Source organism: Streptomyces sp. NPDC006294 (genome assembly GCF_042870895.1).
Taxonomy (GTDB): Bacteria; Actinomycetota; Actinomycetes; order Streptomycetales; family Streptomycetaceae; genus Streptomyces.
The window spans coordinates 1-20,058 of the sequence record NZ_JBIAHV010000002.1 but is presented as its reverse complement, the minus strand read 5'-3'; the positions used below and the strand labels follow the sequence as shown (position 1 = coordinate 20,058).

Annotated in this window: 21 protein-coding genes; 11 read left to right on the top strand and 10 right to left on the bottom strand. The window is 73.7% G+C overall.

Annotated features, from left to right (window positions below):
- Positions 1-63: 63 nt before the first annotated feature.
- Entirely contained in the window at positions 64-1,020 is a 957-nt protein-coding gene (locus ACFYOP_RS03015; RefSeq protein WP_388450722.1) for a serine hydrolase, read from the bottom strand.
- Positions 1,021-1,060: 40 nt separating this feature from the next.
- Here ACFYOP_RS03015 and ACFYOP_RS03010 point away from each other — a divergent pair, with 40 nt between their 5' ends.
- The 3 genes from ACFYOP_RS03010 (at position 1,061) to ACFYOP_RS03000 (ending at position 3,580) form a co-directional block, all read left to right on the top strand.
- Positions 1,061-2,011, top strand: coding sequence for a LysR family transcriptional regulator (locus tag ACFYOP_RS03010; protein WP_356891113.1), 951 nt, complete (start codon positions 1,061-1,063; stop codon positions 2,009-2,011).
- A gap of 326 nt (positions 2,012-2,337) precedes the next feature.
- On the top strand, positions 2,338-2,733 hold the full coding sequence (locus tag ACFYOP_RS03005; protein WP_356891115.1) for a tyrosinase cofactor: 396 nt from the start codon (positions 2,338-2,340) through the stop codon (positions 2,731-2,733).
- 19 nt (positions 2,734-2,752) lie between these two features.
- Positions 2,753-3,580, top strand: a complete 828-nt coding sequence (locus ACFYOP_RS03000; protein ID WP_356891117.1) for a tyrosinase family protein — start codon at positions 2,753-2,755, stop codon at positions 3,578-3,580.
- Positions 3,581-3,640: 60 nt separating this feature from the next.
- Here the strand turns inward: ACFYOP_RS03000 and ACFYOP_RS02995 are convergent, their stop codons facing one another.
- Positions 3,641-4,669 carry an LLM class flavin-dependent oxidoreductase gene (locus ACFYOP_RS02995; protein WP_356891119.1) on the bottom strand — a complete coding sequence of 343 codons (1,029 nt, stop codon included), beginning with the start codon at positions 4,667-4,669 and terminating at the stop codon, positions 3,641-3,643.
- A 60-nt stretch (positions 4,670-4,729) separates the two neighbouring features.
- On the opposite strand from ACFYOP_RS02995, the gene ACFYOP_RS02990 reads away from it, so the two are divergent.
- Entirely contained in the window at positions 4,730-5,227 is a 498-nt protein-coding gene (locus ACFYOP_RS02990) for a hypothetical protein (protein ID WP_356891121.1), read from the top strand.
- Positions 5,228-5,260: 33 nt separating this feature from the next.
- On the opposite strand, the gene ACFYOP_RS02985 is transcribed toward ACFYOP_RS02990, so the two are convergent.
- Positions 5,261-5,476 (bottom strand): dodecin, encoded by a 216-nt coding sequence (locus ACFYOP_RS02985; RefSeq protein WP_356891123.1) that lies wholly within the window; start codon positions 5,474-5,476, stop codon positions 5,261-5,263.
- A 318-nt stretch (positions 5,477-5,794) separates the two neighbouring features.
- Between ACFYOP_RS02985 and ACFYOP_RS02980 the strand changes: the two genes are divergently transcribed.
- From ACFYOP_RS02980 to ACFYOP_RS02970, 3 genes are all read left to right on the top strand, one after another.
- Entirely contained in the window at positions 5,795-7,042 is a 1,248-nt protein-coding gene (locus ACFYOP_RS02980; RefSeq protein ID WP_388450718.1) for an extracellular solute-binding protein, read from the top strand.
- A gap of 185 nt (positions 7,043-7,227) precedes the next feature.
- Positions 7,228-8,046, top strand: a complete 819-nt coding sequence (locus ACFYOP_RS02975) for a GNAT family N-acyltransferase (protein ID WP_356891127.1) — start codon at positions 7,228-7,230, stop codon at positions 8,044-8,046.
- Entirely contained in the window at positions 8,043-8,900 is an 858-nt protein-coding gene (locus ACFYOP_RS02970) for a lysophospholipid acyltransferase family protein (protein ID WP_356891129.1), read from the top strand. The genes ACFYOP_RS02975 and ACFYOP_RS02970 overlap by 4 nt, the downstream gene beginning before the upstream one ends.
- Here ACFYOP_RS02970 and egtD read toward each other — a convergent pair.
- From egtD to egtA, 4 genes are read right to left on the bottom strand one after another with little or no spacing between them, the layout of a single operon-like run.
- Positions 8,795-9,757: an L-histidine N(alpha)-methyltransferase gene (egtD, locus tag ACFYOP_RS02965; RefSeq protein WP_356891131.1), complete on the bottom strand. Its 963-nt coding sequence runs from the start codon at positions 9,755-9,757 to the stop codon at positions 8,795-8,797. The genes ACFYOP_RS02970 and egtD overlap by 106 nt on opposite strands.
- A complete protein-coding gene (gene egtC / locus ACFYOP_RS02960) occupies positions 9,754-10,509 on the bottom strand; it encodes an ergothioneine biosynthesis protein EgtC (protein WP_356891133.1) in 756 nt (251 codons plus the stop codon). Before egtC ends, egtD begins: the two co-directional genes overlap by 4 nt.
- Complete coding sequence (gene egtB / locus ACFYOP_RS02955) at positions 10,509-11,834, bottom strand: ergothioneine biosynthesis protein EgtB (RefSeq protein WP_356891135.1); 1,326 nt, start codon at positions 11,832-11,834, stop codon at positions 10,509-10,511. Before egtB ends, egtC begins: the two co-directional genes overlap by 1 nt.
- A complete protein-coding gene (egtA, locus tag ACFYOP_RS02950; RefSeq protein WP_356891137.1) occupies positions 11,831-13,108 on the bottom strand; it encodes an ergothioneine biosynthesis glutamate--cysteine ligase EgtA in 1,278 nt (425 codons plus the stop codon). The genes egtB and egtA overlap by 4 nt, the downstream gene beginning before the upstream one ends.
- 150 nt (positions 13,109-13,258) lie before the next feature.
- On the opposite strand from egtA, the gene ACFYOP_RS02945 reads away from it, so the two are divergent.
- Entirely contained in the window at positions 13,259-14,110 is an 852-nt protein-coding gene (locus ACFYOP_RS02945) for a TIGR02452 family protein (protein ID WP_356891139.1), read from the top strand.
- Positions 14,111-14,147: 37 nt separating this feature from the next.
- Here ACFYOP_RS02945 and ACFYOP_RS02940 read toward each other — a convergent pair whose 3' ends face one another.
- Complete coding sequence (locus ACFYOP_RS02940) at positions 14,148-14,645, bottom strand: type II toxin-antitoxin system PemK/MazF family toxin (protein ID WP_356891141.1); 498 nt, start codon at positions 14,643-14,645, stop codon at positions 14,148-14,150.
- A gap of 48 nt (positions 14,646-14,693) precedes the next feature.
- Between ACFYOP_RS02940 and ACFYOP_RS02935 the strand changes: the two genes are divergently transcribed.
- On the top strand, positions 14,694-14,963 hold the full coding sequence (locus ACFYOP_RS02935) for a hypothetical protein (RefSeq protein WP_356891143.1): 270 nt from the start codon (positions 14,694-14,696) through the stop codon (positions 14,961-14,963).
- A gap of 35 nt (positions 14,964-14,998) precedes the next feature.
- Here ACFYOP_RS02935 and ACFYOP_RS02930 read toward each other — a convergent pair whose 3' ends face one another.
- A complete protein-coding gene (locus ACFYOP_RS02930) occupies positions 14,999-16,516 on the bottom strand; it encodes an IclR family transcriptional regulator C-terminal domain-containing protein (RefSeq protein ID WP_356891145.1) in 1,518 nt (505 codons plus the stop codon).
- A 204-nt stretch (positions 16,517-16,720) separates the two neighbouring features.
- Here ACFYOP_RS02930 and ACFYOP_RS02925 point away from each other — a divergent pair, with 204 nt between their 5' ends.
- Positions 16,721-17,905: a thiolase family protein gene (locus tag ACFYOP_RS02925; RefSeq protein ID WP_356891147.1), complete on the top strand. Its 1,185-nt coding sequence runs from the start codon at positions 16,721-16,723 to the stop codon at positions 17,903-17,905.
- 119 nt (positions 17,906-18,024) lie between these two features.
- Here ACFYOP_RS02925 and trxA read toward each other — a convergent pair whose 3' ends face one another.
- Positions 18,025-18,420, bottom strand: a complete 396-nt coding sequence (gene trxA, locus ACFYOP_RS02920) for a thioredoxin (RefSeq protein ID WP_356891149.1) — start codon at positions 18,418-18,420, stop codon at positions 18,025-18,027.
- Between the two features lie 118 nt (positions 18,421-18,538).
- Here trxA and ACFYOP_RS02915 point away from each other — a divergent pair, with 118 nt between their 5' ends.
- Complete coding sequence (locus ACFYOP_RS02915; RefSeq protein ID WP_356891151.1) at positions 18,539-19,972, top strand: NAD(P)/FAD-dependent oxidoreductase; 1,434 nt, start codon at positions 18,539-18,541, stop codon at positions 19,970-19,972.
- Positions 19,973-20,058: the final 86 nt, after the last annotated feature.

Here is a 20,058-nt window from a genome sequence, read left to right as displayed (position 1 = left end):
GCTCATGGGGCAGAGAAGATCAGCCCCGGACGGCGGGTGTCCAAGACCCGGACACCGCACGACTCATACCCCAGGACGCATGACGCCTGGTCGGACGGGGTGCCCGGACCGGGACGCGCGCAGCAGATCCACCGCGGTCCGCGCCGCCGCGCCGATGGCCACGTCCGTCTGCGTGTGGTTCGCGACGAGATCCGGGGTACGGGCGAACACGGCGACCGCGTACCGCCCGCCGTCCGGGAACTCGGCCACGCCCACCTCGTTGTGCAGCCCGGGCAGCGTTCCCGTCTTGGCCGTGACGCGCACCCCGTCGCCGAACCCGGCGGGCAGCCGGTGCCGGAACACCTGGCGGGCCATCAGGTCCCGCACCTGGGCGCACGCCCGGGGCGGCCCCGCCTCGTCGCGCCACACCATCCGCAGCAGCCGCGTCATGTCGCGCGGTGTGCTCGCGTTCGTACGGGCAGGGTCGTGGACGCCGAGGGCCCGCACCCGCTCCGGGGACAGGGTCGGGAACACGGCGGCGAACTCCCGCTCGTCGCGGGCGCCCACCTCGGCGAGCATCGACTCCAGCAATTGCCGCGGTCCGCCCACGATCCGCGTGTTCGCCAGGCCGAGTTCCCCGGCGAGCAGTGCCACGGTGTCCTGTCCCACCCGTTCCATCAGCAGGTCGGCGGCCGTGTTGTCGCTCACCGCCATGGCGAAGTGCGCCAGGTCGCGCAGCGACAGCTCCACGTCGTCCAGGCAGCCGCCGGTGCCCCAGCCGCCGAGCCGCCGGTCCGCGCCCACCCGGACCCGCTCCCGTGGATCGAGCTGACCGGCCTCGGACTGGCGGGTGAACTCCAGCACCAGCAGCACCTTGAACACCGAGGCGACCACCACCGGTTCGTCCGGGCGGCACCCCGCCTCGCCGGGGCCGTCGATGTCCACGGCGTGCAGCGCCCCCTCGGCCCCCGCCGCGGCGAACACCGCGCCCAGCCGTTCCTCCACCAGCCGTTCCTCCACCAGCCGTTCCTCCTCCGGCATCCGGATCAGCACTCCTTGCTCTGTCGCCTAAGGTCGTCCCGTGGATCTCCTGCGCCACCTGCGTATCTTCGTCGCCGTCGCCGACGAGTTGAACTTCGGGCGGGCAGCCGAACGGCTCGGCATGGCCCAGCCCCCGCTCAGCCGTGCCGTCCGCCGGCTGGAGGACGACCTCGGGGCCGAACTCTTCGACCGCTCCCGCCGGCAGGTGCGGCTCACCCCGGCCGGGTCGGTCCTCCTGGACGAGGCGAAGGAACTGCTGGCCCGCGAGGAGCGGACGAGGGCGCTGGTACGGCGCGCCCGCGACGGCGACCTCGGCACTCTGCGCGCCGGCGTGCCGCCCGACACCTCGGCCGCCGTGCTCGGCGCGCTCCTCGCCCAGTGCGACGACCGGGGGCTGCGGGTCGACCTCCAGGAGGTGACGACGGACGAGCAGTTGCGGCTGCTGGCCTCCGGGGGCCTGGACGCGGGCCTGGTGCACCAGCCGGTCGACGCCACGGAACTGGAGCTGGGCCCGGAGGTCCGCATCGAGCTGGGGGTGGTGCTTCCCCGCACCTCGCCGCTCGCCCGGCTGCCGGAGGTCGCCCTGGCCGACCTGGCGGGCCACGACCTGGTCCTCTTCCCCCGGGCGTCGGCGCCCGGCTGGTACGACATGGCGCTCGACGTCTGCCGGCGTGAAGGGTTCGTCCCCGGCAGGATCAGACACGCGCGCAACCCCGCGTTCCTGATCGGGCTGGTGACGGCGGGCCACGGAGTCGCCTTCGACCAGGGGCCGGTCGCACGGAAGGAGCCCAGGGCCGCCTGGCGGCCGCTCGTCGGCCGCCCCCTCGCCCAGCGGATCCGCGCCGCCTGGCCGCGCGGGTCGCCGCACGGCGCCGCCGTCCGGGAGTTCGCGGCCGTCGCGGCGGAAGTGCTGGGGCGTGACCGCACGGCGGTGCCCGGCGGCGGGGGAGAGGAGCAGGGGCCGCGGCCCTGGTCGGTGGTGTACGGCTGAGGGGCCGCGGTCGCCGCGTCGCCGAATGGATCGGCATATGTTCCGGTCATGTTCAGGACGCGAGAATGCGCATGGGTTCCGTGCCTGTACCGCAGAAAGTCCGTCAACAAGCTGGTTTCAGAGCGGAATATGTGCCTCCGTGCTTCCGTGACAGGTGTGTCAGCGCAAGATCAACTCCGTTCAATTCCGTACCACTCGCGGTGAGTTGTCCAGTTCGGGGCCAACCGGTCCCCACCGTTTACCGGACGCCGCGCGGACCCAGGTAGGCATGTGTACGGCGGTGCCGACCACACCGCCGTACACGGACCACCTCTGGGGGATCAGCCATGTCCCGACTCACCCGCCGCCGGGCCCTGGGCGCCGGCGTCGCAGCCGCGGGCCTCGCGGCCGTCGGCGCGGCACCGGCCGCACCTTCCGCGCCTTCGGCACCGATCGCGCTGCCGCGCCGTACCGGCCCGAACACTCCGCAGCCCTTCGACGAGGTCTACCTCGGCCGCCGGATACAGGGCGGTCCGTCGCACGGCGGCGGACACCACGACCACCACGCGGGCGGCTGGGCCGTCCGGATCGACGGCCGCGAACTGCACGTCATGCGCAACGCCGACGGCACCTGGATCAGCGTCGTGAACCACTACGAGCCCCGGGCCACCTTGCGGGCCATCGCGCGCGCCGCCGTCCTGGAGCTCCAGGGCGCCTCCCTCGTCCCCCTCGACCCCGCCTGATCAGGGAGCAGCCCGCACCATGACCGTACGCAAGAACCAGGCCGCGCTCACCACCGCCGAGAAGAGGCGCTTCACCGACGCCGTGCTCGAACTCAAACGCACCGGCCGCTACGACGCCTTCGTCACCACCCACAACGGCTTCATCATGGCCGACACCGACCACGGGCCCCGGACCGGCCACCGCTCGCCGTCGTTCCTGCCGTGGCACCGCAGATTCCTCCTCGACTTCGAGCAGGCGCTCCAGACCGTCGACCCGTCCGTCGCCCTGCCGTACTGGGACTGGACGGCCGACCGGACGGTCGCCTCCTCACTGTGGGCCGCCGACTTCCTCGGCGGCACCGGCCGCAGCCGCGACGGCCGGGTGACGGACGGGCCGTTCGCCGCGTCCACCGGGAACTGGCCCATCACCGTACGGGTGGACGGCCGTGACCATCTGCGCCGCTCGCTCGGCGCCCACGGCCTCCAGCTGCCCACCCGGGCCGAGACCGACTCGGTCCTCGCCATGCCCGTCTATGACATGCCGCCGTGGAACAGCGCGTCCGACGGCTTCCGCAACCACCTCGAAGGCTGGCGCGGCGTCAACCTCCACAACCGGGTCCATGTCTGGGTCGGCGGTCAGATGGCCACCGGCGTCTCGCCCAACGACCCGGTGTTCTGGCTGCACCACGCCTTCATCGACCGGCTCTGGACCCAGTGGCAGGAACGCCACCCGGACTCGGCGTACGCCCCGGCGGCCGCCACCTCCGACGTGGTGGACCTGCGCGGCACGATGCGCCCCTGGAACGACGTGACCCCCGCCGACCTGCTCGACCACCGGCCGCACTACACCTACGACACCGCCGCCTGACCCTGCCGTCCGGGCGGCGCCACCGCCGCCCGGACGCGTGCCGCCGGGTGCCGTCGCCGGTCAGCCCGCCGGTGCCGGTGCCGGTGTCAGGCCCGCGAGCCGGGCCAGCCTCCGCAGCGAGTCCAGCAGCGCCGTGCGGTCGTACGTGCTCGTCGTGACCAGCACCTCGTCGGCGCCGCTCTCCTTGATCGCCGTCCCCAGCGCGTCGGCCACCTGCTCCTCGGTGCCCGCGATGTGGCCCCGCAGCCCCGGCTCGTAGAAGCCGCGCTCCTTGGCGGTCATCTCCAGTGCCTCGATCCGTTCGGGCGGCAGGAGCGGCGGAAAGGTCCCATGGGTGCGTGAGTACGCCATCGACCAGGCCTCCGGCATCAGCAGTCGGTGCGCCTCCTCCTCGGTCCCGGCGACGGCGACCGTGCCCGAGACGATCACGTACGGCCGCTCGGCCCACCGGGACGGACGGAACTCCCGCCGGTAGCCGTCCACGGCCGTCAGCAGCCGTTCCCGGCCGCGCAGATCGCCGACGACGAGCGGCAGACCGGCATGTGCCGCGACCCGGGCGCCCTCGCCGGTGGCGAGCACGTACGGCGGGACCCGGAGCCCTTCCGAGGGGCGTGCGCGCACCTGCGGGTGCCCGGTCTGCTCGCCGGTGAACCAGCCGAGCAGCTCCTCCAGTTGCGCCGCGAAGTCCTCGGCGTCCCTCTTCTCCCGGCCCAGCGCCCTGCGGATGCCGTCGGTGAAGCCGACGGAACGGCCCAGCCCCATGTCGACGCGGCCCGGGAACAGCGACTCCAGCACCCCGAACTGCTCGGCGACGACCAGCGGCTGGTGGTTGGGCAGCATGACCCCGCCGGTCCCCACGCGGATCGAATCGGTGGCGGCCGCGACGGCCGCCGCGAGCACGGTCGGCGCCGAACCGGCGACGCCGGGCACACCGTGGTGCTCCGAGACCCAGAACCGGTGGTAGCCGAGCGCCTCCGCCTGCCGGGCCAGGGCCACGGTGTCGCGCAGCGCGGCGGGGCCGTCGTGCCCCTCCCGGGTGCGGGAAAGGTCGAGCACGGACAGGCGGGTCGAAGCGATGGCTGAGCTCACATACGGGTTCAACGCTCAGGGCACGCCGGGATTCCCGTCCGCCGATCTAGGGTGGGCGACGTGACACGCAGCAGCAGGCCGCTGGCCGTATTCGACCTCGACGGAACGCTCTCCGACGCCGGGCACCGCCAGCATCTGCTGGAGCGCAGACCCCGCGCCTGGGACGCCTTCTTCGCCGCCGCGCCCGACGATCCACCGCTCGCCGAGGGGGTGGCGCTGTGCCTGGAGGCCGCGAAGGAGTGCGAGGTCATGTATCTCACGGGCCGGCCGGAGCGGTGCAGGGCCGACACCGTGGCCTGGCTCGCCGCCCAGGGGCTGCCGGAGGGCCGGCTGTTCATGCGGCGCAACGACGACCGGCGGCCGGCCCGCAGGACCAAGCTGGAGATCCTGCGGCGGCTCGCCCGCGACCGGGAGGTCGGGATGCTGGTCGACGACGACGAACTGGTCTGCCAGGACGCCGAGCGCGCCGGCTTCCGGGTGGTCCGGGCGGCGCGCTGGGGCGCGTCGAGCACGACGCCCGCGATGCGGGAGGCGCAGGAGCGCGAGGGCCGCACCTGAGGCTGCTGTTCCGCGACGCCGCTCGGGACGGCGTCAGTCGCCGTCCTCGAGGCGGAAGCCGACCTTCAGGCCGACCTGGTAGTGCTCGATCCGCCCGTCGACGATATGACCGCGGACCTGGATCACCTCGAACCAGTCGAGGCCCCGCAGCGTCTGCGACGCCCGGCTGACTCCGTTGCGAATGGCCTGGTCGACACCGTCGTGCGAGGTGCCCACGATCTCGGTGACGCGGTACGTGTGGTTGGACATGTCTGTCGCGCTCCTCTCGATGCGTTCCCTCCACCGTGCCCCACCGGCACGCTTCCCGCGAGGCGTCGGGACCGGGCGGACGGGCACACTGGCGCGTCCCGCCGGCCACGCGGCACGGGCGCGTCTCGGCCACAGTCATGAGCGCGGCGTGAAGGCCCGGTGAGCACCCCGTGTCGGGCGCTCACCGGTTCTCCCTCGGCCGACGGACTTGACCGGGCCTTTGGTGCAGACCAAAATCCAGCCACACACCCGTGCGAGCGCCGTGCGCTTCCCCCCACGTCGGGTCCCATGCTCCGTGTCCCGCAGAAGGTGTCCTACGTGAAGAAGCGCTCGCTCGCCCTGCCCACCGCGCTCGTGTGCGCCGTCGCGCTCGGCGGCTGCGGGGTTCTCCCCGGCGGTTCGGGCCGGACCACCGTGGACGTCTGGCTGATGCAGGGCAGTGTCTCCGAAGAGTTCCTCGAGCGTTTCACCAGCGAGTACGAGAAGGAACATCCGTCCGTCGAGCTGGAGGTGACCTTCCAGCAGTGGACCGGCATCGGCGAGAAGGTGATGGCGGCGCTCGAGAGCGACGACGCGCCCGAGGTCATCGAGGTCGGCAACACCCAGGTCGCCCGGTACGCGGAGAGTGACGCGCTGCGCGACCTGACCCTCGAGTCGGTCCGTGACCTCGGCAGCGAGGAGTGGCTGCCGGGCCTCGCGGAACCGGGCAGCATCAACGGCTCCCAGTACGGCATCCCCTGGTACGCGGCCAACCGCGTCGTCATCTACAACAAGGACCTGTTCGAGGCGGCGGGCATCACCGAGCCGCCCAAGGACCGCGCCGAGTGGCTGGAGACCACCGAGAAGCTCGACGGCGGCGGCCGGCAGGGCATGTACCTCTCCGGCCAGGACTGGTACACCCTCGCCGGGTTCGTCTGGGACGAGGGCGGCGAACTGGCCGTCGAGCGGGGCGGCAACTGGGAGGGCGCCCTGCACACCAAGGAGGCGCTGCGCGGCATGGCCTTCTACCAGGAGCTCCAGTCGCTCGGGAACGGACCGAAGGACGCGGACGAGGTCACCCCGCCCCAGGAGAAGGTCTTCGCCCAGGGCGACGTCGCGCAGATCATCGCGGTGCCGAGCCTGGTGCCCGCCATCGAGAAGGCCAACCCCGCGCTCAAGGGCAGGCTGGGCTTCTTCCCGGTGCCGGGAAAGACGTCCGAGGCGCCGGGCGCCGTGTTCACCGGCGGCTCCGACCTGATCGTGCCCGAGAACGCGAGCGACCGGTCCGCCGGCGTCGAGGTGGTCACGGCGCTCGCGAGCGAGAAGTGGCAGACGGAGCTCGCCCTGACGATGAACTATGTGCCCAACAAGACGACACTCGCCGGCGTCATCGAGGGCAACGAGGGCACGTCCGCGATGGCCGCCGGCGCCGCGCAGGGCCGCGCCACCCCGAACTCCCCGCAGTGGGCGGCGGTCGAGGCCGCCAACCCGATCAAGCCGTACATGACGGCCGTCCTCCAGGGCCAGGACCCGGCACGTGTGGCGCGCGCGGCGTCCGACAGGATCACGGCGGCACTGCGCCCCTGACGTGCCGGGGGGACCCGAGTGCCGCGGCGTCCGGGCCCACCGGCGGGCCCGGACGCCCGGCATTCAGCGTCCTCACATCCGCTCTCCGCCGGGCGGTCATGCCGAATCCAGCCTGCCACGGAAGAAACAAGGAGTCGGGCCGCTCACCCCGCGGTCCGTCCTTCCGTCCGGCACAGGAGACCGCCATGCCCGCATCGCCGCTCGTCATGCCTGCTCCGCTCCCGGCCCAGGCGCCCGCTCCCGCACCCACCCCCCTGCCGGCCCGGGGCGACGAGCCCCGCTACGTCGTCTCACTCGCCCGCGACCAGGAGGACGTCCGCGCCGCCCAGCGGCTGCGCCACCAGGTGTTCGCCGGCGAGATGGGCGCCCGGCTCGACGGGCCCGAGCCCGGTCTGGACACCGACGCCTTCGACGCCTACTGCGACCACCTGCTGGTCCGCGAGACGGACACCGGCGAGGTCGTCGGCACCTACCGGCTGCTCCCGCCGGAGCGCGCCCGGATCGCCGGCCGCCTCTACTGTGAGGGCGAGTTCGACCTCACCCGTCTCGGCCCCATCCGCGACGACCTCGTCGAGGTCGGCCGTTCCTGCGTCCACCCGCTGCACCGCAACGGCGCCGTGATCGCGCTCACCTGGGCCGGCCTCGCCCGCTACATGACCCGCACCGGCCACAACTGGCTGGCCGGCTGCTGCTCCGTCCCGCTCAACGACGGCGGCGGCCTCGCGGCCGCGACCTGGGACACCGTGCGGGACAGGAACCTCGCGCCCGAGGAGTACTGGGTCACCCCGCACAAGCTCTGGAACGCGGAGAACGTTCCCCGCCCCGCCGGCCGCACCGAACTGCCGCCGCTGCTGCGCGGCTACCTCAGGCTCGGCGCCTGGGTCTGCGGCGCCCCCGCCCACGACCCCGACTTCAACGTAGCCGACCTCTACGTCCTGCTGTCGCTGCGCCGCACCAACCCCCGCTACCTGCGCCACTTCCTCTCCCTGGCACCGGCCCGATGAGCGTCTGGCTGCCCACCGCGCCCTGCACACCGAAGGCCTGCGCCACCCACCACGGCACCGTGGCCGGTCCGCTCAGAGCCGCCGTGCGGCTGCTCGCCGGCCTGGCGGCCGTCGTCTGCGGCCTGCTGCTCGCCCCTCTGGCGGCCCTGCTGCGCGCCTCCGGCCGCCACCGGGTCACCCGCTGGTGGTCACGGGCCGTGCTGCGGGCGTTCGGCGTGCGGGTACGCGTCGTGGGCCTCCCGCACGGCCTGCGGGGCTCGCTCGTCGTGGCCAACCACATCTCGTGGCTGGACATCCCGCTGGTCGCCGCCGCACTGCCCGGGCGGATGCTCGCCAAGAGCGAGGTGCGCTGCTGGCCCGTCCTCGGTGCGGTCGCCGCCCGCGGCGGCACCCTCTTCGTGGAACGTGACCGGCTGCGCACGCTGCCCGCCACCGTGGCGGCGATGGCGGGCGCGCTGCGCGCGGGGTCGCGGGTCGTCGTCTTCCCGGAGGGCTCCACCTGGTGCGGCCGCGGCGGCGGACGGTTCCGGCCGGCCGCCTTCCAGGCCGCGCTGGACGCGGGCGTCGCCGTCCAGCCCGTACGCATCACGTTCTCCCCGACCGGGGCGGCTGCCTTCGTCGGTGACGACCCGCTGCTCGCCTCCCTGTGGCGGGTGGCGACGGCCGGGGCGCTCACCGCGGAGATCCGGCTGCTGCCGCCGATCCTCCCCGGGAGCGTCCCCGACCGCCGCTCACTGGCGCGGGCCGCTCAGCTCGCCGTCGAGAGCGACAGGGCGAACCTGCCCTCCTCGTCCGTCCACCAGTGCGTCAGCTCCAGGCCCGCCGCGCGGAGTTCGGTCCGCACACCGTCCTGACGGAACTTCGCCGAGACCTCCGTGCGCAGCTCCTCGCCCGCCTCGAACGGCACCGCCAGATCAAGCTCGCGAATCTTGACGGTGAAGGCCGAACGCGCCCGCAGCCGCATCTCGATCCACTCGTTCTCGCTGTTCCACAGCGCCACATGGTCGAAATCGTCCGGGTCGACGTCCGCGCCCAGCTCCCGGGCGAGGACGGCGAGCACGTTCTTGTTGAACGCGGCGGTCACCCCCGCCGCGTCGTCGTACGCGCGCACCAGCACCTCCTCGTCCTTCACCAGGTCCGTCCCCAGCAGCAGGAAGTCCCCGGGGTCCAGCAGGGAGCGCACCGACCGCAGGAACACCGCCCGCTCCCCGGGCAGCAGATTGCCGATCGTGCCGCCCAGGAAGGCGACCAGCCGCGGCCCCGGCGTACCGGGCAGCGCCAGCCCCCGGGTGAAGTCGGCGATCAGGGCGTGCACATTCAGCGCCGGGCGCTCGGCGAGCAGCGCCTCCGCGGCCCCCTCCAGCGCGCTCTCGCTCACGTCGACCGGCACATAGGTGTGCAGGCCGGGGAGCGCGTCGAGCAGGAAACGGGTCTTCTCCGAGGAGCCGGACCCCAGCTCCACCAGGGTCCGCGCCCCGGTCGCCGCGGCGATCTCCGGAGCCCGGGCGGCTAGGATCTCCCGCTCGGCGCGCGTCGGGTAGTACTCGGGCAGTCTGGTGATCTCCTCGAAGAGCTCGCTGCCGCGCGCGTCGTAGAACCACTTGGGCGGCAGGGACTTGGGGGTACGGGTCAGGCCGTGCAGCACGTCGGCGCGCAGCGCGGCGTCCGTCGCGTCCTCGGGCAGGGTGCGGGTCAGCTGGAACGGGCTCACTGGGTCGGCTCCTTGAGCTCGGTCAGCAGGATCTCGGTGCGGGTCGCGGTCAGTACCGTGCGATCGGGCACCTCCTGCCAGCGGGGATCGTCGTCGTACGGCTCCGAGGCCACGACCGTGCGCCGGCCGGGCTCGGTGAGATACCAGAGCGTGTCGCCCCACGCGGTCGCGGCGATCGCCGTGCCGTCGGTGAGGAGCAGGTTCAGCCGGGACCCGGGAGAGGCCACGGCCGCGTCACGGACGGTGTCGGCGAGCGCCTGCCCGAGGCCGTCGCCGGCCCGCAGCCGGCGCAGCACCAGCGCCCACAGCAGCGCCGAGTCGTTGCGCGCCTCCATCGACAGCAGCTCGTCCGCGGGCAGCGCCGTCGCGAGCGCGCCCATCGAGGCGGGCCAGCCGCGCACCGCCCCGTTGTGGCTGAACAGCCAGGGCCCGGAGGCGAACGGCGCCGCCGCGGCCTCGGCGTCCGCGCCCGGCTCGGTGGCGTCCCGCACGGCGGCGAGCACCGCGGAAGCGCGCACCACCCGCGCCAGGTCGGTGAAGGACAGGTCGGCCCAGATCGGTCCCGCGCGCCGGTACCTGGCGGGCACCGGGTCGCCCTCCGCGTACCAGCCGACACCGAAACCGTCGGCGTTGACCGTGCCGTGACGCTGGTGCCGCGGCGCCCAGGACTGGCGCAGCAGACCGTTCGGCGGCCGGACGAGCGCGGCGCCCAGCGGCTCCGGCGGGCCCAGCACGGCTATGTGACGGCACATCAGGCGAGCCCTCCGTTTCCGTCGCCCCGCTCGTGCGCGTCCCGCGCCGTACGGAAGCCGGAGAAGATCTGGCGGCGCACCGGCAGGTCCCAGTTGCGGAAGGTGCCCCGGCACGCGACCGGGTCGACGGCGAAGGAACCGCCGCGCAGCACCTTGTGCTCGCTGCCGAAGAACACCTCCGAGTACTCCCGGTAGGGGAACGCGGCGAAGCCCGGATACGGCAGGAAGTCGCTCGCGGTCCACTCCCACACGTCGCCGATGAGCTGCCGTACGCCCAGCGGCGACGCCCCGTCCGGATAGCTGCCGGCGGGGGCGGGCCGCAGATGGCGCTGGCCGAGGTTGGCGTGCTCCGCCGTGGGCTCCTCGTCGCCCCACGGGTAGCGCCGGGTCCGGCCGGTGTCCGGGTCGTGCCGGGCAGCCTTCTCCCATTCGGCCTCGGTGGGCAGCCGGCGCCCCGCCCAGCGGGCGTAGGCGTCCGCCTCGTACCAGCTGACGTGCAGGACCGGCTCCTCCGGCGGCACCTCCTCGGTCACCCCGAAACGGCGGCGCAGCCACACACCGCCCTCCCGCCGCCAGAACAGCGGGGCGCCGATGTCGTGCCGGCGGATCTGGTCCCAGCCCTCATCGGCCCACCAGCGCCGCTCGCGGTAGCCGCCGTCCTCGATGAACGCCTGGAACCGGCCGCAGGTCACCGGCACGGTGTCGATGTGGAACGCGGGCACGACCCGCTCGTGCGCGGGCCGCTCGTTGTCCAGCGCCCACGGCTCGGTGGACGTGCCCATCGTGAACGGCCCGGCGGGCACCAGGACTTCGGTCGGCAGCGAGCCGGTGTCATGGACGGGCGGCGCGGGCGCGGACAGCGCGGCCGGGCCCATCCTCAGCTGATGGGTGATCAGCATCGTCTCGTCGTGCTGCTGTTCGTGCTGGGCGATCATGCCGAAGGCGAAGCCCGCGTCCACCAGCGGACCGCCCTCGAACGGGGTCCGCTCCAGGATGTCCAGCACCCGGCCGCGGACGTCGGACGCGTAGATCCGCGCCTCCGCGGGCGCCAGCAGCGGCAGCGAGGGGCGCGCCGCCCGCGGGTGCTCGAACGCGTCGTAGAGCGAGTCGATCTCGGGCCGCAGCGCCTCACCCCCGCCGACGGTGCGCAGCAGCCACTGCTCCTCCTGGTTGCCGATGTGGGCCAGGTCCCACACCAGCGGCGACATCAGCGGAGAGTGCTGCGCGGTCAGGTCGCGGTCGTCGACACAGGACGTGAGAGCGGCGGTACGGGCACGGGCACGGGTCAGCGCGTCGAGAGCCTGACCCCGCAGTTCGTCGGTCATGTGCCGGACTCCTTCCCGACGGGGGGAAAGCTCGGGTCGTCGGCGGGGCACCGGCCCCGCAGGACATGGCGGTCGTTGAAGCGGGCGACGGCGTCGCGTACCGGCGCGGAGACGCCGAGCCGGTCCAGCGCCTCCAGTGCGGCGGCGAAACACGTCACGGCGGCCGCGTGCAGCTCCGGATCGGCCAGCCCGTGCCGCGCGGCCGCCACCCACAGCGGGCTGCGCGGCGCCATGGCGTGCGCGTCCATGCACTCGGCGAGCGGCTTCAGCGCCCGGTACACCGTCTCCGCGGCCTCGGCATCGTCGAACAGCGCCGTGGTGACGGCCAGCGGCACCATCCAGCCGTCCTCGCCGGACTGCGCGTCGATCATGCGCAACTCGAGATGGCCGCGGGGCCGTACCGGCGGGAAGAGCGTCGTGAGGTGGTACTGCAGATCCTCCGCCGTCGGCGCCCGCTCCGTGTCCGAGCGCAGCCACTCACGGAAGCTGAGCCGGTCGGGCAGGGGCCACGGACCCTCCCGCGTACGCACACACATCACCGGGGCGTCCAGGACGTGCGCCGCCCACGCCGCACGCGGCTCGGACTCCAGCTGCGGCGCCATGGGGCGCACCGGATCCAGCACGTTCCACACCGCCTGCCGGGTGGAACGCCAGCCGGTGCGACGCCCGGCCAGTAAGGGGGAGTTGGCGAATGCCGCCAGCAGTACGGCGCCGAGCAGATGGGCGAGCCGCCAGCGGCGGCCGTGGCCGAGCGGCCCCGGCTCCTCCTCGCCCGCGTCCAGGCACACCTGGACCGAGGCGGAGCTGCACATCATGGAGCGGCCGAAGGGGCCGGAGCGGTCGAGATACGTCTCCATCGCGTCGTAGCGAGGCTGACGGAGGATGCGGCGGGGCGGATTCCAGGGATCCAGGCCCAGCCCGTTCAGGAAGAGGCCCGCCGGACGGAGCGCAGCCCGTACGGCTGCCAGGTCGGCGGCTGTGGAGTCGATGCACTCCATCAGCGAGGCGGCGGGGCGCGAACTGAGCTCCAGCTGGCCGCCCGGCTCGAAGGTGAGCGCGGAATTCAGGCTCAGGGCGCGTATGTCGTCGAAGGCCGCCTCAAGGCGGTCCTGCGGCACGGGTTTCTCGGGCTGCTCCCTCGCGTGGACCAGCCACTCCAGCTCCACACCGACGGTGCGCGGAGGGCCCGTCTTGAAACAGATGCATCGGAGCAGGTCCTCTGCCTCTGGCTCGGACATCGGACGGCCGAAGTCGCCCGTTCCGGGTGGATGCATGATCGCTCCTCCTGTCGAAGGGACCCTGTCGTAGGGACTCAGTCAACCTAAGGCCACTGCCGCGGCCGCGCACAAGAGCGCCTCCGGGAGCCGCTTTGAGGAGCGGAAATGTATTTGCGGCCGTTACCCGCGGTTCTCGATGATGACTCCATGAGCGCACGACTGCGGGGGATCGCGAAGCAGACCGAGGAGATCGTCCGGGCCGGGAAGTACCACCTGCCCGACGGACGCGAGGTGCGCCTGGAACCGGGACTCGCCGCGGCGCTGGAGGCCCCCCGGCTGTACGGGCCCGCCCCCGTGGCGGTCACGCCGGACACCGACCGGGCCACCGCCCGCGAGGTCACGGGCGAGAGCAGCACGGAGGCGGCCCGCCGGCTCACCGCCGCCGGACCCGGCCCGGTAGCCGTCCTGAACTTCGCCTCCGCGCGCAACCCCGGCGGCGGCTACCTCAACGGGGCGCAGGCACAGGAGGAGGCGCTGTGCCGGGCCTCCGCCCTGTACGCCACGCTGCTGCGCGTTCCCGGGTTCTACGACCACCACCGCGCCGAACGCAGCGCCTTCTACTCCGACCGGGTGATTCTCTCCCCGGGCGTGCCCGTCTTCCGCGACGACCGCGGCCGGCTGCTGGAGACGCCGTACACGGCCGGCTTCCTCACCTCGCCCGCGCCCAACGCCGGGGTCATCACCAGCCGCACCCCCGACGAGGCCCACCGCATCCCCGCCGCGCTCGCCTCCCGTGCCGAGCGGGTCCTGGAGACGGCGGTGGCGGGCGGCTACCGCCGTCTCGTGCTCGGCGCGTGGGGCTGCGGGGTCTTCCGCAACGATCCGGCGGTGGTGGCCGGGGTGTTCCACGGCCTGCTCACGGGCGGGGGCCGGTTCGCCGGCCACTTCGACGAGATCGTCTTCGCCGTCCTGGACAAGCCGGGCACGTCGCCCGCCCTGGCCGCCTTCCGCAGCGCCTTCGCGGACCGGTGCGGCGCGGGCGCTGCGCCCCGGCCGTAGCGCCCGGCGCCTGCGTCGACCGGCCCGGTGCCGGCGCTCAGCTCCAGCCGTAGCGCTCCCGCAGCCGCCGCACGACCTGGTCGAACCGGGTCCGGTCCAGCGCGCACGCCTCGCGGCGCATCCCCGCCTCGTGCACCCGCAGCACCCGGTCCAGATCCACCCACGACTCGCGCCCGGCGGCGTCCCACGGCCCGACGCCGATCGGCACCCACTCGTGGTCGTGGTCGTGGCGCTTGCTGGACAGCTGCACGGCGAGCAGCGTGCCGCCCGCCTCCCTGGCCACCACCAGCACCGGCCGGTCCTTGCCGCGCCCGTCGTTCTCCTCGAACGGCACCCATGTCCACACGATCTCGCCCGGGTCGGGATCGCCGTCGCGGTTCGGGGCATACGACGTGCGCACCGGCCCGACACGGGCCGCAGCGGCCTCCGTGGTGGCGGTCGGCCCGGTGCTGCCGGGCAGGTCGGGGGCGGCGTCGGCGCGGGAGGAGCCGTGCGGGCGCGGGGCGCCGGGCACGGGCGTGGCGGAATGCGTCATCCCGGCACCGTAGTGCGCGGCGCGCGGCGGGTGTCTAGCGTCGCCTGCATGAACACTCAACCGCAGCGCTTCGGGATCCTCGTCATCCCCGAGACCGCAGAAAGCCAGGACCCCGCCACCCTCGCCCGTCACGCGATCCGTGTCGCCGTCGTCGACGCCACGGGCGAGCAGGGCGCGTCCGGCTACCCGCGGTACGTCGGCGACGGCGTCGAGGCCGACATCGACCCGCGGACCCGCACGGTGGAGGCACTGCTGGTGGACGGCGCGGAGCTGTCGCTGGGCCTGGTCGTACGCGTGGTGGACGCGGCCGACGTGTGACGCGGCGGGTCGGCCGCGGGCGCCCCGTGCCGTCGTCACGCCGCGCCCGTCACCACCCCCACCGCTCCCAGCTCCGCCTCCACCCGCCCCGCCGCCTCGCGCAGCGCGCCCAGCATCGCCGCGCGCATCGCCTCCGCGCTGCCCCGCCCGGCGTGCTGCGCCACGTTCAGCGCGGCCACCACCCTGCCCCGGCCGTCGCGGACCGGGACGGCGAGCGAACGCAGGCCCTCCTCCAGCTCCTGGTCGACCAGCGCGTGGCCCTGCGCCGCCACCTCGTCGAGGACGGCCGTCAGCCGGCCCGCCGACGTCACGGTGTGCCCGGTCAGCGCCGGCAGCTCGGCCGGCAGCGCGGGCCGCTCGCCCGCCGGCAGACCGGCGAGCAGCACCCGCCCCATCGCGGTGGCGTACGCCGGGAAGCGGGTACCGACGGTGATGTCGATGCTCATGATGCGTACGGTCGGCACCCGTGCCACGTAGCGGATGTCGGCCCCGTCGAGGACCGCCAGCGACGCCGACTCGCCGACCCGCCGCACCAGGTCCGCGAGATGCGGCTGCGCGATGTCGGTCAGACCGAGGCCCGACAGCCGGGCGCAGCCCAGTTCGAGGACGCGCGGCCGCAGTACGAAGCGCTGCCCGTCGGGGCTCCGCCCCGCGTAGCCGAGGTGCTCCAGCGTCAGCAGCGACCGCCTGGCCGTGGCACGCGCAAGACCGGTCGCCTCCGCGACCGCGGTCAGCGGCACACCCCCGCCGGGGTCCGCGCCCAGCGCACGCAGCACGTCGAGCCCCCGGGCCAGGGACTGCAGATACGCGGGCCCCAGTTCCCGTTTGGCCGCCGCGGTCGAGTCGTCGCCCCGGGCCGCCGGCGCGCCGCGCTGCGGCCGCGGCGCGGCGAGCGCCTCCTCCATCGCGCCGTGTGTCCGGCGCAGCCGGGGCAGCACCGCTCGGGCCAGCGAGTCGGCCGTGTGGCGGCTGGTGTGACTGGCCACGCTCACCGCGCACACCGTCCGCCCGGCGGCGTCCCGCAGCGGCAGCGCGACCGTCACCAGACCCGGTTCGACCCCGTATGACGGCTCCTGCGACTCGTCGAACGCCGACTCGCGCCCGTCCCGGAAGGCCGCGCCGGCGGCACACCGCTCCGCGGGAAGCGCGTCCCCGACCCTGAAGCTGAGGTTCATGGTCAGGCGGCTGGACGCCCGTACGACGAACCGCACCAGATCCTGATCGGGGACCGCGACCGAGACCGGCTCGCCGAACTCGTCCGCGAGCCGCGCCACCATGGGGCCCAGCGCCGCGGGGAGTCCGCTCGCCGTCAGGTACGCGCCGCCGAGTTCCAGCAGCCGGGGCGTGAGCGCCACCTCGCGTCCGTCGCCGCGCACCAGCTCCAGCCGGGCGAGCGTGGACACCACCCGGTCCACCGTGGAGCGGGCCAGGCCCGTCGTACGGGCGAGATCGCTGTGCCGGACCCGGTCCGCGGCCTCGGGCGAGCACAGGGCGCGCAGCACGGCGAGGCCGCGGTCGAGCGGGCCCACGGGAGGGGGCGGGGGCTGCGGCATGGGGCTCCTTGTGCGGCGGGCGTCCCGGCAGGCCGTTGACAGCGGGCACCGCCGGGCCGAAACTCGGGCGCGAGCAATTGTGAACCAAAGTTCACCACGCGAACAAGCGAAGAGCCGAAGCGACCGCAAGAACCGAACCGCCCGCAGAACCGGCCCGAGCGAAGAACTGAACAGCCCGCCCCTCCAGGCCCTGGGAGAGAACCGATGAGCATCCGCGACGTGTACATCGTCGACGCCGTACGCACTCCGATCGGCAAGTTCGGGGGCGCGCTCTCGTCCGTACGGCCCGACGACCTCGCCGCGCACGTCGTGCGGGCCCTGGTGGAACGGACACCGGAGCTGGACCCCGCCCGGATCGACGACGTCGTGTTCGGCGACGCCAACGGGGCGGGCGAGGACAACCGCGACGTCGCCCGGATGGCGGTGCTGCTCGCCGGGCTGCCGGTCTCCGTGCCCGGCGTCACCGTCAACCGGCTGTGCGGCTCCGGCATGGAGGCGGTCATCCAGGCGGCACGGGCCATCGCGCTCGGCGACGCGACGGTGGCGATCGCGGGCGGCGTCGAGTCGATGTCCCGCGCGCCGTGGGTGCTGCAGAAGCCGGAGCGCGCTTTCCCGGCGGGCCACCAGCAGCTCCACTCGACCACGCTCGGGTGGCGCATGGTCAACCCGGCGATGCCCGCCGAGTGGACCGTGTCCCTCGGCGAGGGCGCGGAACTCGTCGCCGACAAGCACGCCATCACGCGGGAGCAGCAGGACGCCTTCGCCCTCGCCAGCCACCAGAAGGCAGCGGAGGCCTGGGCGAAGGGCCTGTACGACGGCGAGGTCGTCCCTTACGGCGATGTGGACCTGCCGCGGGACGAATGCATCCGCGACGCCACCTCCATGGAGGCTCTCGCCAAGCTGAAGCCCTCGTTCCGCACCGACGGCACGGTCACCGCGGGCAACGCCTCACCCCTCAACGACGGGGCCGCGGCGCTCCTTCTGGTCGACGAGGAGGGGCTGCGGGCGACGGGCCGCGAGCCGCTTGCCCGGATCCGCGCCTCCGCGGTCACCGGGATCGAGCCGCAACTCTTCGGGCTCGGCCCGGTCGAAGCGGTCCGGCGGGCCCTCACGAAGGCGGGCAGGTCCTTCGACGACCTGGCGGCCTTCGAGCTCAACGAGGCCTTCGCCGCGCAGTCGCTCGGCTGCCTGGCCGAGTGGCCGGAACTGGACCCCTCGGTCGTGAACCGGCGGGGCGGCGCCATCGCCATCGGCCACCCGCTCGGCGCGTCGGGCGCCCGGCTCACCGGCTCCGTGGCCCACCAGCTCGCGGCGGCGGGGTCCGGGACCGGCCTGGCGGCCCTGTGCATCGGGGTGGGGCAGGGGCTCGCCCTCGTACTGGAGCGCTGACGCGGCCGTCACCGGCACGCCCGCGGGCACATGTACGGGGCGCGACCGGACCTTCGTCCGCTCACGCCCCGTACGTCCCACTGATGGCCCGGAGGGCACAGGTCTCGCTCTTCGGCGGCTCAGGCCGGGGCCTGGCCGCCCTCGGCGGCGGCGCCCTGCTGGGCGTCATCGATCGACTTGCGGACCTCGTCCATGTCCAGGGCGCGGGCCTGACCGATGACGTCCTCGAGCGACGACTCGGGCAGCGCGCCCGGCTGGGCGAAGACCGCGACGTTGTCGCGCACGATCATCAGCGTGGGGATCGAGCGGATCTCGAAGGCCGCCGCGAGCTCCTGCTGGGCCTCGGTGTCGACCTTCGCGAACACCAGGTCGGGGTGACGCTCGGACGCGCCCTCGTAGACGGGCGCGAACTGGCGGCAGGGACCACACCAGGAAGCCCAGAAGTCGATCAGGACGAACTCGTTGTCGGTCACGACCTGATCGAAGTTTTCCTTGGTGAGCTCAACGGTGCTCATGGCTTGCTACCTCTTCCTGACGACCGGCGGACTCGCCCCGGACAACGGTGCCCGGGGCGGTGGTATTCCTGCCCCTGCCCATGTGGCCATGACGCACACCCCCGATCAGACTGTGCCTATGACCCAAGCTGTGGAGTACGACGTCGTAGTGCTGGGAGCGGGCCCCGTCGGGGAGAACGTGGCGGACCGGACCAGAGCGGCGGGCCTGAGCACCGCTGTGGTCGAGAGCGAACTCATCGGCGGGGACTGCTCGTACTGGGCGTGCATGCCGAGCAAGGCGCTGCTGCGTCCGGTCATCGCCAGGGCCGACGCCCGCAGGCTGCCCGGCCTGAACGGCGCGATGCAAGGCGCCCTCGACACCAAGGCCGTACTCGCCCGCCGTGACGAGAAGGCGTCCCACTGGAAGGACGACGGCCAGCTCGCCTGGCTCGACTCCACCGGCGCCCACGTCTACCGGGGCAGAGGCGCCCTCGACGGCACGAGGAAAGTGGTCGTGCACGGACCGGACGGCGAGCTCCACTCGCTGACCGCGCGGCACGCCGTCGTCGTCAGCACCGGCAGCCGGGCCGTCCTGCCCGACCTCCCCGGCCTGGCGGGCGCCGGTGTGTGGACGAGCCGCGAGGCGACCAGCGCCCGCGAGGCGCCGGGGCGGCTGGCGATCGTCGGCGGGGGAGTGGTCGGCGTCGAGATGGCCACCGCCTGGCAGGCGCTCGGCTCGCAGGTGACCATGCTCGTCCGCGGCGGGGGACTGCTGCCCCGGATGGAGCCGTTCGTGGGCGAGCACGTCGCCGAGGGCCTGAAGGAGGCCGGCGTCACGATCCGGACGGACACCGAGGTGGCCGGCGTCGAACGTCCCGGCGGCAGCGGCCCCGTGACCCTGGTCCTCGCCGGCGGCGAGCGCATCGAGGCCGACGAGGTGCTCTTCGCGACCGGCCGCGCACCGCGCACCGACGACATCGGGCTGGAGACCGTGGGCCTGGAACCGGGCTCGTGGCTGACCGTCGACGACAGCTGCCGCGTCACGGGCACGGAGTGGCTGTACGCCGTCGGCGACGTCAACCGCCGTGCGCTGGTCACCCATCAGGGCAAGTACCAGGCGCGCATCGCGGGCGACGTCATCGCCGCGAGAGCGCAGCACGTCCCGCTCCTGGAGTCCGACCGCTGGGGCGCGCACTGTGCGACGGCCGACCACGCCGCGGTGCCGCAGGTCGTGTTCACCGACCCGGAGGCCGCCTCCGTGGGTCTGTCCCTCGCCGAGGCGGAACAGGCGGGCCACCGGGTGCGCGCCGTCGACCACGACCTCGCCTCGGTCGCGGGCGCGAGCCTGTACGCGGACAACTACCGCGGCCACGCCCGCATGGTCGTCGATCTGGACCGGGAGACCCTGCTCGGCGTCACCTTCGTCGGGGCCGGCGTCGGGGAACTGCTGCACTCGGCGACGATCGCGGTGGCGGGGGAGGTGCCCCTGGAGCGGCTGTGGCACGCGGTCCCTTCGTTCCCGACGATCAGTGAGGTCTGGCTGCGGCTGCTGGAGACGTACCGGGCTTCCTAATGTTGTTGTCAAGCGGTCGCCGTCACCGGCGGTGTCACTTCGTAGCGTCGTCGGTCACGGATCAGAGCCCATATGACGTTGACGCG